General features: G+C 37.6%; 13 protein-coding genes and 1 riboswitch. Of the genes, 3 read left to right on the top strand and 10 right to left on the bottom strand.

Translation table 11 applies throughout. The features are described from left to right. Positions 1-63: 63 nt before the first annotated feature. A riboswitch (SAM riboswitch) is annotated at positions 64-177 on the bottom strand. Positions 178-368: 191 nt separating this feature from the next. The 9 genes from L2567_RS14100 to L2567_RS14060 all read right to left on the bottom strand — a co-directional run bounded on the left by L2567_RS14100 (position 369) and on the right by L2567_RS14060 (position 13413). Further along, positions 369-1991, bottom strand: a complete 1623-nt coding sequence (locus tag L2567_RS14100; protein WP_235298439.1) for an FAD-dependent oxidoreductase — start codon at positions 1989-1991, stop codon at positions 369-371. A 104-nt stretch (positions 1992-2095) separates the two neighbouring features. Next, positions 2096-2548: an rRNA maturation RNase YbeY gene (ybeY, locus tag L2567_RS14095; protein WP_235298438.1), complete on the bottom strand. Its 453-nt coding sequence runs from the start codon at positions 2546-2548 to the stop codon at positions 2096-2098. Between the two features lie 2 nt (positions 2549-2550). After that, positions 2551-2949, bottom strand: a complete 399-nt coding sequence (locus L2567_RS14090) for an ATP-binding protein (RefSeq protein WP_235298437.1) — start codon at positions 2947-2949, stop codon at positions 2551-2553. 14 nt (positions 2950-2963) lie between these two features. Next, positions 2964-6320 carry a DUF4175 family protein gene (locus L2567_RS14085; RefSeq protein WP_235298436.1) on the bottom strand — a complete coding sequence of 1119 codons (3357 nt, stop codon included), beginning with the start codon at positions 6318-6320 and terminating at the stop codon, positions 2964-2966. Between the two features lie 256 nt (positions 6321-6576). Then, the gene (locus tag L2567_RS14080) at positions 6577-9177 is read right to left on the bottom strand and encodes a M1 family metallopeptidase (RefSeq protein WP_235298435.1); all 2601 of its coding nucleotides are present in this window, start codon (positions 9175-9177) and stop codon (positions 6577-6579) included. An 8-nt stretch (positions 9178-9185) separates the two neighbouring features. Next, a complete protein-coding gene (locus L2567_RS14075; RefSeq protein WP_235298434.1) occupies positions 9186-10214 on the bottom strand; it encodes a hypothetical protein in 1029 nt (342 codons plus the stop codon). Between the two features lie 38 nt (positions 10215-10252). Continuing rightward, positions 10253-11071 carry a 2,3,4,5-tetrahydropyridine-2,6-dicarboxylate N-succinyltransferase gene (locus tag L2567_RS14070; protein WP_235298433.1) on the bottom strand — a complete coding sequence of 273 codons (819 nt, stop codon included), beginning with the start codon at positions 11069-11071 and terminating at the stop codon, positions 10253-10255. A 1-nt stretch (position 11072) separates the two neighbouring features. Continuing rightward, entirely contained in the window at positions 11073-11735 is a 663-nt protein-coding gene (locus tag L2567_RS14065) for a hypothetical protein (RefSeq protein WP_235298432.1), read from the bottom strand. Between the two features lie 22 nt (positions 11736-11757). After that, the gene (locus tag L2567_RS14060) at positions 11758-13413 is read right to left on the bottom strand and encodes an OmpA family protein (protein ID WP_235298431.1); all 1656 of its coding nucleotides are present in this window, start codon (positions 13411-13413) and stop codon (positions 11758-11760) included. 154 nt (positions 13414-13567) lie between these two features. Here L2567_RS14060 and L2567_RS14055 point away from each other — a divergent pair, with 154 nt between their 5' ends. The 3 genes from L2567_RS14055 to L2567_RS14045 are packed head-to-tail and all read left to right on the top strand — an operon-like array spanning position 13568 to position 15835. Then, complete coding sequence (locus L2567_RS14055; protein WP_235298430.1) at positions 13568-14179, top strand: DUF4294 domain-containing protein; 612 nt, start codon at positions 13568-13570, stop codon at positions 14177-14179. Between the two features lie 31 nt (positions 14180-14210). Continuing rightward, on the top strand, positions 14211-15296 hold the full coding sequence (locus L2567_RS14050) for a diphosphomevalonate/mevalonate 3,5-bisphosphate decarboxylase family protein (protein WP_235298429.1): 1086 nt from the start codon (positions 14211-14213) through the stop codon (positions 15294-15296). A 2-nt stretch (positions 15297-15298) separates the two neighbouring features. After that, complete coding sequence (locus L2567_RS14045) at positions 15299-15835, top strand: rhodanese-like domain-containing protein (RefSeq protein WP_235298428.1); 537 nt, start codon at positions 15299-15301, stop codon at positions 15833-15835. A gap of 62 nt (positions 15836-15897) precedes the next feature. On the opposite strand, the gene L2567_RS14040 is transcribed toward L2567_RS14045, so the two are convergent. Further along, entirely contained in the window at positions 15898-16401 is a 504-nt protein-coding gene (locus tag L2567_RS14040) for an OmpH family outer membrane protein (protein WP_235298427.1), read from the bottom strand. Positions 16402-16406 lie beyond the last annotated feature (5 nt).

The following is a 16406-nucleotide window of genomic DNA, read 5'->3' as shown; positions in this document are numbered from 1 at the left end:
TTGAAATGTACTGAGCAAAAAATTCTTATTGATTAGAAATGGAAAAACTGGTAAGTTTTAACATACTTATCTAACTGAAAAAATTCAATCTAATCAGCTAGGAATTAGCACCTTGACAAAAGAATCAGGTTGCTAAGGTTTCAAAGGGCCTATTCCCTCCACCTTTCTTGATAAGTACAATTCAAAGAACTTTACATTTCTCTTACGATAGTACAAAGCAAAGAATAATTCAGGAGAAACTCTAATATTCTTAGGGTTATATAAATGACTTAAATCTTAACTGGTACATTCTCAAATTAGAGACACACAAAACCATTGACATCTATTGATACAATAAGTCTCATGTAATTCCATATTTTTACTACTTCTTACTCTTCAAAATTCAATATTTGGAAATCACTTAGTAAAACGTCCTTTAGAAGAGTGTAATCAACATTTTGAACTGCCAGGTTTGAGTTGATGGCTAAACAAGCTGCTGTTGCTGCTGACTGACCCAAAATCATGAATACTGGTTCCATTCTGATTGATCCGAAAGCTATATGCGATGCAGAAAGACAAACCGGAACCAATAGATTAGAGCATTCCTCTATTTTAGGAACTATGGCTTTATAACTGATGGGATAAGGCTTAAACCCTCCGACTTCTACATCACCTTCATTCTTTACAAATCCACTGGAATCTATATACCGTTGCATGTGGTGTGAATCCATGGTATAAGCACCCATTCCTATAGACTGTTCAGCAGTGATGGAGTCTTGCCGGCAATGATGTTCTGTCATTACAAAATCACTAACCATTCTTCGTGCTTCTCTGACATATAATTGCGGAGGCCAATGGTCATTTTCGATAAATTCATCTTTAGCATATCCCCATTTGCTAAACTTGTCTCTAATATCCCCGGGAATTCGTAGATGGTTAGCCAATGTCCACATCAGACCTTTTTGATAAACTACATGTTGGGTGATTATTTCTGCCCTGGTTGTGTAATCTGCCTCAGGATACTGAAAATTCATGCCAATATAGTCCGAGGAAAAAGGTCCTTTGTTATTAGAATCTGTTTTATGATTGGGCATCATTGACATAATAAAAAAAGGTCCATCGTAACCGGCTTCTATTGCTCTAAAAAGCAACTCATAGTCGGATTCATTGTATTGATCAGGTTTAGTAAAAGGTACCCTGTTTTCGGGCTCATTAGTGAGACACATTCGAAAGCAATAGGCCTGGATTCGCTGGTCACCGGTTCCATCTTGAGCTACTTGTTTGTTCATATTGGACATAAGACCACTTGATGGATCATTCTCTACCACATAAGGACTGACGCCATCCGGGAATTGATGATAAATGGCATATTTGGTCTGTACCCCATTTAGTGTCTCGTTATATTGTAGGTTTGATTCTCTTCCGTAAGTGTATGAAACACCACTCTGAGCCATTAAATCACCCTCGTAAGTCGCATCAATATACACCTTAGCTTTGTATACATTTCCGGATTCCATAACAATACTTAGAATAGAGTTCTCATTTTTAACCAAACCTTTGTCAAGTTTCAATCTCTCATTATAATCAACTTTAATGTCGAATTCCGCTAACCAATCCTGATAAATCTTCATGGCCACCTTTGGCTCAAAAGTCCACTGGGTAGTATCTGAACTGTAATTCAATAAATAATCTGATCTTTTCTGATAAGGCCAGTGGTCTGGATTTTGATAAGATTCGAATACCTTATGATAAAATTCCCTGGATAGTCCTCCTATTACATGTTTATTTCCTATATCGGTACTACCCAGGCCACCTGTGGTGAGTCCTCCTAGATGAGAGGTAGGTTCGATAATAACAACAGACTTACCCATTTTTTTGACTTGAATGGCAGCTGTAATACCAGCAGATGTAGCACCATAAATGACTACATCATATTCTTTGATCTGAGCATTGATGCTGACAATCACTGCAAAAAAGAAGAATATTAATGAGTATATATATTTCCTGGTCATCAGTTAGCGTTTAGCATTTCTGAATATACAACATAAAGTGTTTCTAGGAGAGGCTAATTAGTATAAAGGGCGTTTTGATGTTATTCGAATCAGCTGTGCTGAGTTTAAGATTCAGACAGCTTGAATAAGTTGATCATTTCGTTTTCCTTTTCGCGCATTATTCCAGATTCCTCTTCAGTTTTATCCTTATAGCCTACAAAATGTAAAAGACCATGAGCCATTACTCTCAAAAGTTCTTTTTCAAAAGTAGTATCGTGATCAATGGCATTTTCTTTAACCCTGTCCACGCTGATAAAAATATCGCCCTCTAATGCATTCGGTGCCTCTGAATAAGGAAAACTGATGATATCCGTGTAATATTCATGATTTAGATAAGTACGATTGACCTGCAAAAGATATTCATCAGAGCAAAAAATATAGTTGATAGCTTCGATTTCCTGTCCTAGATGTTCCATGATTACATCAATCCATTGCTTGAATTCCGCTGGGTTGTCAAGCGTAAATTCAGTTTCTTCATAAAAAAAGTGAACAGACGGAAAGGAATGAGACTCAGTCATCATTATAAGTAGAACTGCATTTCTACAGTTCTACCATTATTTCTGTAACTGACTATATCTGATAGCTGTTGTATTAGAAAAACGCCTCGACCTCCTAATTTTTCCAGATTTTCCTCCAATGTTGGATCCGGTACATCATCTGGGTCAAAGCCATCGCCCTGATCGCTGACTTGTATGGTAAGTGTTCCGTTCTCTTTGTGCAGCTCGATCTTAACTTCTTTATCTTTGTTTTTTCGATTCCCGTGAATAATGGCATTGTTCACAGCTTCGGTAACACTGATTAAAATGTTTGGATAAATACGTTCATTTATCTTGAGATCTTTAGCAAAACGCTTGACGAAGTATTCAACTTCTATGATTTTTCCAGGATCAGACTTTAATATTAACTCTGTAGGATACATGATAGACCTATGTCCTAGTTATTTTCTTTTAATGACTTGTAGTATTCCTCTACCAAGTATTTATAATAAGGTTTTAATGAAGGGGAAACGGTTTTATACATTTCTACCTCAGACTCCTTCTTTTTAATATATTCTTCAATTTGCGGAGGATATTTTCTTTGTTTTTCAGTTGTACGCTCCGCTAATCTCTTCTCATCTAACTCTCTCTGCCTGTCAGCTTTTTCAGCCTCTAATAATCGAGTGACAATATCTTGCTGTCTTTTCAACATCTCATTGTTCAACCTCTTGTTTACAAGATCAGTTTCTATCTTGTCCATTTGTTGAATCATCTCCTCCAACCCTTGAGAGCTCTTTCCTTGTTCATCACGCCCTTGTTTAATTTCTTCCAGGGCCTTCCTCAATGCTGCCTGTCTGGCCGCAGCCTGAGCAAACTCTTTGGACATCCCTTTTTTGCCGCCTTCTTTCTGTCCCTGCATCATCTCTTTCATTTTCTCACCTAAACCCTGCTGACCTTCTGTTATCTTGTCCATAGGCACTGAGCCTTGATTGCCTTTTCCACCTTTAGATTGTCCCTGCCCTCCTGGATTCGGACAACTTCCACTTCCTGCCATTGAAGACATTTGTTGTTGCATATTCTCCATGGACTCAGCTAACATGACCGCAAGATCATTCGTATTCTTCATGACTCGTCTTTGATTATCATTAGCGAGTGGTTTTTGTCTGTTTTCCAGATTTTCCAGTGAAGCATTCAAATTAGATTTAATTTCTGAAACCTTATCAGTTACAAAAGTCTCAATTTGATTGACCCTTTTACTTAATGCTATCAACGAATCCTGAATCAAGGAAAAGTCGTCTTTTAGCTTAAATTGCTCCTGAACAAGTGAAACATACTTTGGAGTTGTAGAATTAGTTCGGGAAACATTCTCTATTAAATCTTCCTGATCAAATGAAAGGTCCACTAGATTCTCAAGAAGTTGCCTCAATGCAGCAATATCTTCTTGCATTTGTTCCATCTCTCCGGCCTGCATTGCTCCTGCCATTTCACTGGCCATTGATTTCATTTTTTCAGCAGCTTTCTTCTGAGACTTAGCAGCATCATTATTCTGTTTTTCTCCCAACTTTTCTTCACTATTCTGCATCTCCTCTTTGATCTCTTCGCTTTTTTCCTCATTATCCTGTCCGAGATCTTTCGGTACTTCTAACTCCTCATTTTTCTTTTCTAGTTCTTCAAGTTTCTCTTCTAACTTTTCAAACTGCTCTTCAATATTTTGCTGCTCTTGCTGCAATTCTTCTTGTGATTTTTCTTCACTCAAAGTTTCCTGACTGAGTTTTTCCTGCTCTTCTGCAAGTTTTTCCAACTCCTGAATCAATTCATTCGCCTCTTTTTCTACTTCTAGTTGCTTAAATAACTCCAATAATCTCTCCATATTTTGCTCCTGTCTCTCATCATTCATCTCCATCTCTTCCATCATCTCCAGAGCATTATCTTTCTCTAGCTCCTGGAGCAACTCTTGTATTTGTTCCATTAACTCCTCCATTTCCTTATTCTGCGCTTCTTCAAAGAGCTCCTGTAGTTTTTCTTGTTTTTCCTGAAGTTCAGGATCTTGTTCCTGCATCTCTTCCTGATTTTTCAGGTTTTCTTCAAACTTTTTCTTTGCTTCCTCTAATTTTTTCTGTAATTCCTTTTGCTTTTCAAGCATTTCTTCCAACTCCTTGCGATCCTGCCAGTCCAACTCATTCTTTTGGAGTAACTTTTCTTTTAGCTTTTTCAGTTCTTCTTGCAATTTTCTGGATTCCTTCATCGATTCGAGCAAATCTTTCTTAATTTCCTCTTCATTGATATTCTCCATTTCCTTTAGTTCCTCAATACTGGCCTTGGAATAAGTCATGATACCTGTACGGGCAGATTTGCTACCATTAACACCGTCATTATCAAAGACTTCAAAGTAGAAACTGACGTTGTCGCCGGATTCAAGTTTTAAATCATTGATATCAAGTAGATAGTCATAAGAAACTTGAGTGTTCTTTGGGTCGGGAAGTTTGGTGCTCACCAATGGCATCGTTTGACCATTGGCCTTCTGAATCGTATAGTTAAAAGAAAGTGATCTCAGACCATAATCGTCTGATGCATTTCCAATAAAATAAATGACGTTCTTTTCGACAGTATCCTGAATCTTTTCAACAGAAATCGTGGGACTCAAATCAGGAATGACATTTACTGAATAGGAGGTGCTGTCACCCTCTGGAAGGAAATTATTAGAGACGTAAATCTTATAGAAAACATCTCTCATCAGCTTCTTAGTTTCAGCAAAGCTATTAGGAGAAGTCTTCTTACTTTCTACTCTTTCCTGAGAATCACTGAATCGGAAAGAAACCATTTCCGTATTCTCTACGTTCATATTCCATTTCACGACTGTTCCTTGTGGAACTACGAAATCTCCAACGCTATTAAGTGTTTCATCTTTTCTACCTGTGTAAGAAGGATAATCCAGAGTCACGGAAAAATCGGTTAAGTTGGGCTTTTTCAGTACGTCAAGTTTGTACTGTTCAGATTGAATATTACCAGAGAACAACTTGAAGTCGGTAGCTTTTTGAATGTTTCGAAATACGTATGTAAAATTACCGTCTTTGTTCTCTTTGAGTCGATATTGATAACCATCTACATCTATAAATACTTCCTGAGGCCTTACTTCTCCCTCTACGCTTACTGATAGTGGGTAATCATCGTATTGCAAAACCTCTAGCTGGTCTTTGTCAATGATAAATTTAAACGGAGCATCTTTTTCAAAATGTCGGTTGTTGTTAATGATTCTATGTGTAGGGTCTGTGATTAAAGACGGAGCAGCAAATACCAGAATAATCAGAAGCATGAAGGGAGGTAGCGCATATTTTAAGTATTTCCTGTTTTTGCTCAGGTCAATGGCAGATTGAAAAGGAACGATTTTTATCTCCTCTGATTTTTGATCAATACTGGCATTGATCAATGCCGCACTTTCAAAATTATTGGACTGTTTTTTCAATTGTAAAACATTCAGTAGTTTATCCTGGACATCTCCAAAATGATTACCAATGATACTGGCAGCTTGCTCATGAGAAATAACATTTCCGAGTCGAAGATAATTTAGCAGAGGAATCACTACCCAAACGGTCAATAAGCCGACCATGGAAATCAAATAACCATAAAATAAAAACTTTCGAACCCCTGTCGAAAAATAGAATTGTGATTCAAGAAGGGTGAAAACAATGAAAGCAAGCAAAGATATACTCAAAAACAACAGACCGCCTTTCAGCATCTTATTGGTATAGTATTTCTTAATAAAAGAATCCAGCTTTCGGATTAACAGGCTATAATTATCTTCTCTTCCTTGCATTTGCTACATTTTTGCTCCAGGTTAAAGTTATTCCCCGGAATATTAAAAACCAATAAAGTGCCAAAAAGATTTCAGCTCACCCCGAAATACTCCTTCAATTTAGCACAAAACCCACTTAGTATCAAGTAATTAAAGTGTTATTGCGGTATTTATTATGTAAAACGTTATTTTTTCGACAAATGCATCCACCATTAAAAAAAAATTGGCATACCTGAAAATTCAAGTAAGCCAATTTTAGTTTCAAACGAAAATAGGTTTAAGCTTTAGAGAAGCTTTTATACCTCATTTGCAATTGAGGATTCTTTTCAATTTCAATGATCTCTTTTATCGCTTGATCAATCTTCTTTTGGATTTCTTCCATAGCTTTAAAGCTGCTTTCATCTTTATCTTCACCCATATTAGCTGAAAACATTTGACTTAGACTGTTTAGACTGCTTGTTGCCATAAATCTCTTAAAATTCGATTTATCCTTTTTACCGAGATCGGCCAAAAAGTCTACACTTCCGGAAAGGTCTTCTGTTGAAAGATTCTGAAGATAAGCAGCGTAGCTTCCAAATACAGGGTAAGAATTGTATCCACCTAAACCTAAAATCTTAGACTGGAAATAATCACCATATTTAGGATCATCAGTAGTTGAAAAAATATCTGAAAGCCCTGAAACAATATCGTAATTTTCTTCATTCATCAAACCTTCTGCCAATTCCAAACCTTTTTCTGGATTATGGGTGTAAAGTAAGTTCAATGCAGCTGCTATAGTGGGATAAGCCCTCTCTTGAGCAATTACCTTTTCTGCAAAGTTTGCTAAGGAGGGATCACTCACTTCTGTCAACTTATTAAGTGCAACCGTTCTTACTTGAGATTTATCATCATTCAGTGCCATATCCTTAATTTTATTGATCATCTCATCATTATTAGGATTGATTTGAGTAATCGCAAATCTTCTAATGGTGTAAAACGAATCATCAAGTGCTTCCTGGAAAACAGACTTGGCTTCAGGATATCCTTTAAGTGCATTCATAGCATCCGCCCGATCTTGGTAGGAATTCGTATTTCTGTATTGGAAAATACTTTCTTGAATAGATAAATCTTCTTGTCTTGTTCCTAAAATCACGTTGTCCGCATCAAAGTTGACAAATGCTGGTCTTTCTGTCATCTCAAACTCGAAAGTCTCCTGTCTTTCATCTACCCAAATCTTTTCAGTAGTCTTTGATCCATCTGCATTATAGAAGTCAACTTTTACGGGAAGAGTAAAAATAGCTCGATGAGAGGATGGATCTTGTTTTTGATTAACAGTAAGCTTATAAGAACCATCAGTATAGCCATGGATGATTTCTAAATCAGGATGACCTTTATCAAAATACCATTGATTAAAAAACCAATTCAGATCCTCACCAGTTACAGCCTCGAAAGCCAATCTTAAGTCATGAGCTTCCACAGCGGTATAGGCATTGTCTTCTAAGTATTTTTTCAATGAAGCTCTAAAAGCTTCCTCACCTACATAATTTCTGAGCATATGTAATACCAATCCACCTTTATTATAACTGTGTGCGTCAAACATTTCCTCCTTATCATCATACTCAAAATGAATTAAATCATGGGTTCCTTGATTCTGAGCTGAACCGAGATAACCTCTTAACTCGTTACTTCTGAGATGATCTGCCGCTTCTTTACCTCTTTTATATTCTTCCCATAAATATTCACTATAATTAGCAAATCCTTCATTCATAGTTAGGTTAGACCAGGATTCACAAGTCACATAATCACCGAACCAATGATGGAACATTTCATGTGCTACAATGTAATCGTTGTTATTATCGATCAATTCTCGTTCGGTTTTTTGAACAAAATCGCCGAAAATCACACCTGTGGTATTTTCCATTGCCCCTGAAACATAATCTCTCACGACAATCTGAGCATATTTATCCCATGGATATTCTACGCCTACATAGTCAGAGAAAAAAGTCAGCATTTCTGGAGTATGATTAAAGATTTTAGAAGCATCTTTCTCGTATTTTTGTTCTACATAATAGGACAAGGGCACATCTTTCCATTGATCATCTACTTTGGCAAATTCTCCTACTGTGATCATAAACAAATAGGGTGCATGGGGTTGCTTCATGTTCCAGTAATCAGTCCTTGTACCATCACCATTGTCCTTTGAACTTTCAAGAACACCATTAGACAAAGTCTTGAAACGATTCTGTACAGTCAAGTACATTTCCTGTGTGGTTCTTTCATTGGGCTTATCCACTGTGGGGAACCATCGGCTGTTATTTTCAGTCTCACCTTGTGTCCAAATCTGCATAGGCTTATCCGGATCTTCTCCAAGTGGATTGATAAAAAACAAACCTTTATCAGAAGTGATTGCCGCACTTCCGCCTTCTGGATTTTCTTCTGGCTTGGCAGTATAGTCAATTACCACTTCTGCCATTTCACCATTTTCATAAGTTTTGTCAAGGTCAATGGTAATTTGTGCACCATTGTATTGATATTTCAACGGAAGACCTGTTTGATTGTTTTTCACACTATGGATGTCGAAGCCGATAGCATCAAAAACAGCTTGATCTATTGGATAGAATATGGGATCGAATGTTAAAGTTGCTACCCCCAAGACATGTTGTTTTTCCCAGTCAAAACTTAGCTCTAACTTAGTATGATGTATGTCCAGCGTTCGTTTGTGAGAAGGCCTGTAAACTTCCGGGACCAAATCTGGTTCAGGTGCAGTTATTTTGGGCGCCACGACCATCATAGTGTCCAGAACCCTTTCTTCATACTCTACAGGTGCTTCTGCCACTTGCCTGGTTCCAGTGCATGAGATGGATATCACCAATAAGAGTAGATATAATACTTTATTCATCATCTTTATTACGTTGTTAATTTTTCTAGTAAACTTTTTATTTCCAGTATAGTAACGTTTATCTTTTTTTCAATTTGATTAAATAATAACATTCTGGATTGTTGTGCATTCAGACTAACCGGCTGAGACATTTTTTTAACCCTGTCAAACCAATCCTTGGTAAAAGCAATCAGTTTTTCATTGCTGGAAAGCATGAAATTAGGGTTGTTGTAGGTAGTGAAAACCTGGTCATGGTGGGCAGAACAAATCAACATGATATTATTTGTGTACGAAAGTTCATTATGATAAAGATCGTAATCGCCACTGTCAGCGGTCACCTCCTTTCCCGGAAAAAACTTTTTGCCCTTTTCTGCCATTTTCAGCAAATGCTTAATGAGCATCCTCATTTTTTCACATAACACCAAAGCCTCTTCAGGATGTTCAAAAAAGCCGCTAATTAAGAAATATTTAATTTGGTTGAGCGTATTGGTCATGATGTTCTCATTCCAAAGTTCTACGTTTGGAGCTCTGAAATAGTGTTCTAGTATCTCTGTAGTATGTTCTTTGATGAGGTGGCTACCGGAGAAATCATTGATACTAAATTTTAAATTCTCGTAGCCCTTCAGGTTCCATAATGTTTTAGCGTGAAGAAACATCTTAAAATTGGACAAATCATTATCTAGAAAGTAATAGAAGAGATGCAATTCACTTGTAGCGTGGTGTATCTTGACATCAGGCAAAGTGGCCAGAGAAGTCACAAATGACTTGATAGGTTCTAAAAAATCGAAAAAGGATTTGACAGTTTCTCCACTAGTGGGCAAGTGAAAGTCCACGGTCAATTTATCAGTATGAACCAATTCATCAAAACTGACATCGAATTTTTTCATCAGAACAGCCAAATCATAAATGGACAAAGCGGTCGTGCCATTTAGTCTTTTATATATGGCCGGCTTACTGAGCGAGAGTGTATCTGCGATGAGGTCTACCCATTGATCTCTGCCCCCGACTTTATCTTTGATCTTATTGAGAAGGTCTTCCTGAAGTTTAAAGGCATCCATTGAATTGTGCTTGGGTTGATAAAGAGTTGTATGGCATCCTATACCGCCACGTCATAATCTCTCAACGCGTTGTTCAATGAAACCTTTTTATCAGTGGAAGGTTTTCTCTTACCGATGATCAATGCGCAATTGACATTAAACGAACCTGCAGTAAAATTTTTTGTGTAGCTACCAGGGATAACAACGGAGCGTTCTGGAATTTCACCTTTAGTGGTTACGGGCTCGGAACCGGTAACATCTATGATATGTGTCGACTTGGTCAACGTTACACCTGCGCCTATGACTGCTTCTTTTCTGACGATAACCCCTTCTACTATAATACATCTTGATCCGATGAAGCAATTGTCTTCAATAATTGTAGGCGTAGCTTGTAGTGGTTCAAGCACGCCACCTAAGCCCACTCCTCCAGACAAATGTACGTTTCGCCCTACCTGAGCACAAGATCCAACAGTTGCCCAAGTATCTACCATAGTTCCCGATCCAACGTATGCTCCAATATTGACATAACTAGGCATCAGAATGGCACCCTCCTCAATGAAAGACCCAAATCTTGCTATAGCATGTGGCACCACTCTTACGCCCTGCTTAGCAAAATTTTGCTTAAGTGGTATCTTGTCATGAAACTCAAATGGTCCTACTTCTATGATTTTCATGCTCTGAATGGGAAAATACATGACAACAGCTTTTTTGATCCATTCATGTACTTTCCATTCACCGTCTACAGGCTCGGCAATTCGTAAGAGACCTTGATCTAACTTACCTATAGTACCTCTTATGGCGGCTTGAATTTCCTGAGATTTTAACAGTGTGCGGTCTTCCCAAGCCTCAAGAATACTTTCTTTTAATTTTTCTATCATATTATGTAAATAAGAAACTGAATGCTATCAATTGTGAAATTATGCCTATCAAGTATCCGATACTTACTTCCTTCAAACTATGAGCCTGAAGTAAAAGTCTCGAAGTTCCAACTACTCCTGCTATAAACAAACTCAGAAATATCAGTATATCCGTACTTACCACGTAGGAGCCTAAACTGCCCAACTCTAAACCAAAACTTTCATAGCTAAAGTTATACTTTATCAGCAATATACCCACGAAAAATCCACCTACTCCAGTTGTGTGCAGACTAACTTTAGTGAAGAGACTAAAAAAGAATGTAAGGAATAACCCTATGGTGGAACCTAGAACAAAAATACTAAAAGCCAAAGGTATGGTCGTATTCTCGTATATATTGACAAACAACCATAAGTAAAAACCACCAGTAATGATTAATGGGATGATTCTCTCTGTCCTTTCTTTTAAATGTATGGAATTTACAAATCCCATTGCACGCATTAACATCACTGTTAATCCGGGCATAATAATCGTTAGCATCACCACATAAATGATCAATATATTTAGTGCCCTTTCATTTTGAACAGAAAATAAATAAGGATTAATGATCAAAAGGAGCATCAGCAGATACGAGATGATGATCAGGGGGTGAAAAATAAACGATATGACGTGGGCGATGTACTTCATTAAAATAGAAGCGCAAATATAGTTATTCTGCTAGAACTTGAATTTCAACACGTCTATTGCGTTTGCGCTCTTCTTCTGTAGCATTATCATTAAGCGGAAACTGATCACCAAACCCGACGGTTTCTATGCGTTCTGGTGCAATCCCTTTATCTACCAAAAAGGCTTTAATTGCCTCTGCTCGATCTTCCGAAAGTTGTAAAAGTAGTTGTTTATCGCCTACATTGTCGGAATGTCCTTCTACTCTGATCCGTAAGGCAGGAACATCTTTAAGTACCTGTACTAATTTTCCAAGTTCAGTAAATGATTGAGGCAGCACTTTTGATTCAGATCGCTCGAAATATATATTTCGCAATGTAATTTTACGCTTTGTTCCAAAGGGATAAGGAAGCTCTACGACCTGGTTGGGATCTTTGTCAGCCTTTCTAACGTAAAGATCAAGGTTAAATTTTGTGACCTCATCACTTACGATTTCAAATGGATCGATAATCTTTTCATCTCCTATATATCCTCTTTTTAAGACTTTAAATTTTACCAATTCGTTTTCTGTCAATGTAACTTCGTACTGACCGTTGTAGGTTCTAAAAAAGCCGTCGAAACCCATCACATGGGCTTTTCCCCAAAAAATTTCGCCCCGGACAGGCTGAAGCGTTTCCTCGTCAATTATTCTGATCACAATGGTCAAAGGTTTTTCCAGAATCTTAGGTGCAGTCAGATGATATCTCCATATGTCACTTGTACCATCTCTTTTAGAAGTAAAATAAATGTAATCACCCTTGGCATCGAGGTAAGGTTGGGAGTCATCATGTTCAGAATTGATAGGAACCGGGAGTAGTCGAGGTTCAGACCAATTTTTATACGTGTAATCCAATCGATCTGCTACGTAGATGTCCATGCCACCGTGACCTCCAGGTCGATTCGAAGCGAAATACAATTTTCGTTTGTCTTTTGATAAAAACGGTGCAGTTTCTCTGAAGATAGTGTTGATTGGTGCATTTATTGGTTCTGGTTTGCTCCACATATTACTCCTGATCCTTATGGAAAGGTAAATGTCGGTCTCACCCTTACTGTCAGGCCTCTCCATTGCAATGAAAAGTTGCTCTGCATCAGGGCTCATGGTCATACTAACCTCATTGCCCAGATTATTAAAATCATAAACATCCATTCCCTTAGGAAATGCAAAGCCCCCACTTTCTTCCATTTTAACTTTAGAAAATCCCTTACTAATACCACCTTCTTCATCAAAGCGGTTCAAAACGACCAACGCATTCTCAGAAGGGAAGGTTGCCAAAACACTATTGGGATAGGCATTGTTTATGGGGTATCCCGGATGTTCAACCCTTTTAAAAGTCTCTTCAGCCTTCCTGGCATAAAAAATATCCTGATTAAAAGATGAAGTTTCTGGATCTTCAATTTCATCTCCGGAAATCTGGGAAAAAATTCTGGCCAACCGTGCTTTAAGGGTGTTTTTCTCTACTTTTTTACGGGATATAACATTAATGAATTCCGGATCCCCTGTTCTGGTGAAATATAATCTGTTATTATCCTCGCTTAGTACAGGGCCAAGCTCATCATACTTGTCTGTATTAATGGAAGATGGCAGTTTCTCTAATTGCTTTTGTCCCCAGGAAGGATAAAAGCTCACTATGAGTAAGATGAATAGGATTAATTTCATTTTCATTGACCAAAAATCAAGCAAATATCATCTTTATTTAAAAGCTTCTTGTCTTTTCGATTGCGGAATTAAAGTTTTTTTAACTAAAAAATCGAATTTTATGTTTGCGATTACTGTTTTGAGATATGAAAACTACAAATAAGTCGTTTTAGATTAAGAAATGAAGCACATTAAAAATATATCCATTCTTTTATTAACCATCATGGCAGTATCGCTAGATGCTCAGACGGTTTCTGAAGAAAAGAAAGTAACCATAAATGGTCAGGTAATGACCGCACTCATTGCCGATGGCGATACACTTATCATGGCTGACCTGGAAGATGTTAGTATTACTTCACCCAGAAGTTTTGACAACGCTGAAGAGTATAGAAAGTATTTATACTATCGTAAGTGCGCCAATAAAGTTTATCCTTATGCCAGAGAGGCGATTAAAATATTTAGAGAGATGGAGGAAGCCACTTCCCATCTTAATAAAAGGAAGAGGCGAAGACATATCAAGCAATTGCAAAAAGATCTTAAACAGGAATTTTCGGATCCATTAAAGAAGTTAACCCGAATTCAGGGACAAATCCTGGTAAAAATGATTGAAAATGAGCTTGACACAGATATGCACAGCTTGCTAAAAGAGCTGAAAGGGGTTTTCTCGGCTGGCTACTGGAATCAAATCAGTAAGATTTACGGATACGATTTAAAAAGAGGATATGTGATAGGCGATGATCCTATTATGGATGCTCTTCTTGAGGATTTTGATATTTCCTACAGTTTCAAATAAAGGATCGATGATTTTCCATTAAGTTTGTATAATGGAAAATTACGATAAGCTTAGACTCGCAGATAGTAAGAATGTCAATGGAAAAGTGACCTGGCATAGTCCTTCTAACCTTGCTATCATCAAATATTGGGGTAAACATGGTATTCAATTGCCTAATAATCCATCTCTTAGTATGACCCTGACCAATGCTATTTCTAAAACTACTGTTGAGTATCAACAAAGAAGTAATTACAGTGGTGGAGCGGAGGTTACCTTTGAGTTCGAGGGCAAACAACTCCCTAAATTTCAGGAAAGAATTAAGAGGTACCTCACATCAATAAAGCCATTTGTTCCTTTTATAGAACAGTTGCAGTTTGATATCAAAAGTGAAAATACTTTTCCTCATTCTTCAGGAATTGCTTCTTCTGCCTCAGCAATGAGCGCTCTGGCTTTATGCATAACCACAATTGAGGATGAACTATTCAACTCCTTGCCAGAAATAGAGGATTTTGAAAGAAAAGCATCTCTACTGGCCAGACTGGGAAGTGGAAGCGCATCCCGTTCCATCTTTGATAGTTGGGCCTTATGGGGTAAAACAGGAGATGTAGAAGGCTCTTCAGATGAGTATGCCATTCCTATGAAGGAAAAAGTGCATCCAACTTTCCATTCTTTACACGACGATATACTTATTGTAAGTTCTACAGAAAAGTCAGTTTCTTCTTCAGATGGTCATGCTTTAATGGATACAAATACATATGCATCTACAAGGTACGATGAAGCAAAACGACAGCTTTTTTATCTTCTGGAAGCCCTCAAACAAGGAGATATAGAACGTTTTGGTAAAATTGCAGAACAGGAGGCCATGAGTTTGCACGCACTCATGATGGTTTCCAACCCTTCGTACATCTTGATGGAACCAGCTACCCTGGCTGTCATAAAGAAAGTGCGTGGATATAGAAAAGATACTGGAGCTCACTTATATTTCAGTCTTGACGCGGGACCCAATGTACATTTACTTTACCCGGATAGTGAAGCAGAACAAATCAATGAATTTATTCAAAACGAATTAAAACAATACTGTGTTAATGGATTAATCATTAATGATAAAGTTGGGCCAGGCCCTATTCAAATTGATTAGTTATGATTAGACTAGTAAGCGCACTCATGATTTATATGTTGACGGCTTCTTGTGCAATCACCGCGCAAGACAAAAAAGGCACGGATATTCAGTTAGAAAATGAAAGGTTTAAGAAAATGATCGATCGAACCATTGATTTTTCTGTTCCGGTCATAAGTGTGGAAGAACTCCATGGTCATATGGATGAATATGTAATCCTGGATGCAAGGGAGCGTGAAGAATATAATGTTAGTCATATTCCTAAAGCGCTTTATGTTGGCTATGAAGAGCCGGAGATAGGGATGATCAAATCTCTGGATAAAAACAAAAAATTGGTATTTTATTGCTCTATTGGGTACAGAAGCGAAAAGATTGCAGAGCAGGCAAAAGCTTTGGGATTTTCAGAAGTTTACAATCTATACGGTTCCATTTTCGAGTGGGCCAATAAAGGTTATGAGCTGGAAACAACCAGCAATGAAAAAACAAAGAAAATCCACGGTTACAATTGGTTGTGGGGAAGATGGATCGACAATGATGCCTATGAAAAAGTGTATAAATAAAAATGCCTTCGATCAACAGGTGATCGAAGACATGTAGCTATTTGTTCTCAAATAGGTCGGGATTACAATCCCAATTTTCCTTTTACTAAGTTAGAAACGTCTGTAGTTTCATCTGCATATAGTACAAACCCAACACTACCATCGAAAATATAAGTGTATCCATTTTCCTTGGCTACCTCATTAATGGCTTGTGTGATTTTATCCATGATAGGCTTCATCAATGTATTCTGCTTATCTACTATTTGCTGTTGGCTGGTTTGCTCATACTGAGCCAGTTGCATTTCTTCCTCCTTCAGTTTCTTAGCTTCTTCTTCTAATTGCTTGGGAGAGATCTCACCTTGAGCCTGCTTTCTCTCTAGATCCTGGTACTTAGTCTGCAAAGAAGTAATCTTTTGCTGGTATACCTTCTGTAATTGATTACCGAAAGTCTCAATATTGGCAGAAGCCTCCTTTACTTCTGGTAACAATTGGATGATCTCCTGTGAATTCACAATACCAAATTTCTGAGCATTTGCAAAAAATCCGATACACATGAATAAAATTCCGAGTATGATAGTCTTTTTCATAATCT

Source organism: Portibacter marinus, assembly GCF_021533195.1.
GTDB lineage: Bacteria > Bacteroidota > Bacteroidia > Chitinophagales > Saprospiraceae > Portibacter > Portibacter marinus.
The sequence above is the reverse complement of the archived record's forward strand: the minus strand, read 5'-3'. Positions and strand labels throughout refer to the sequence as shown.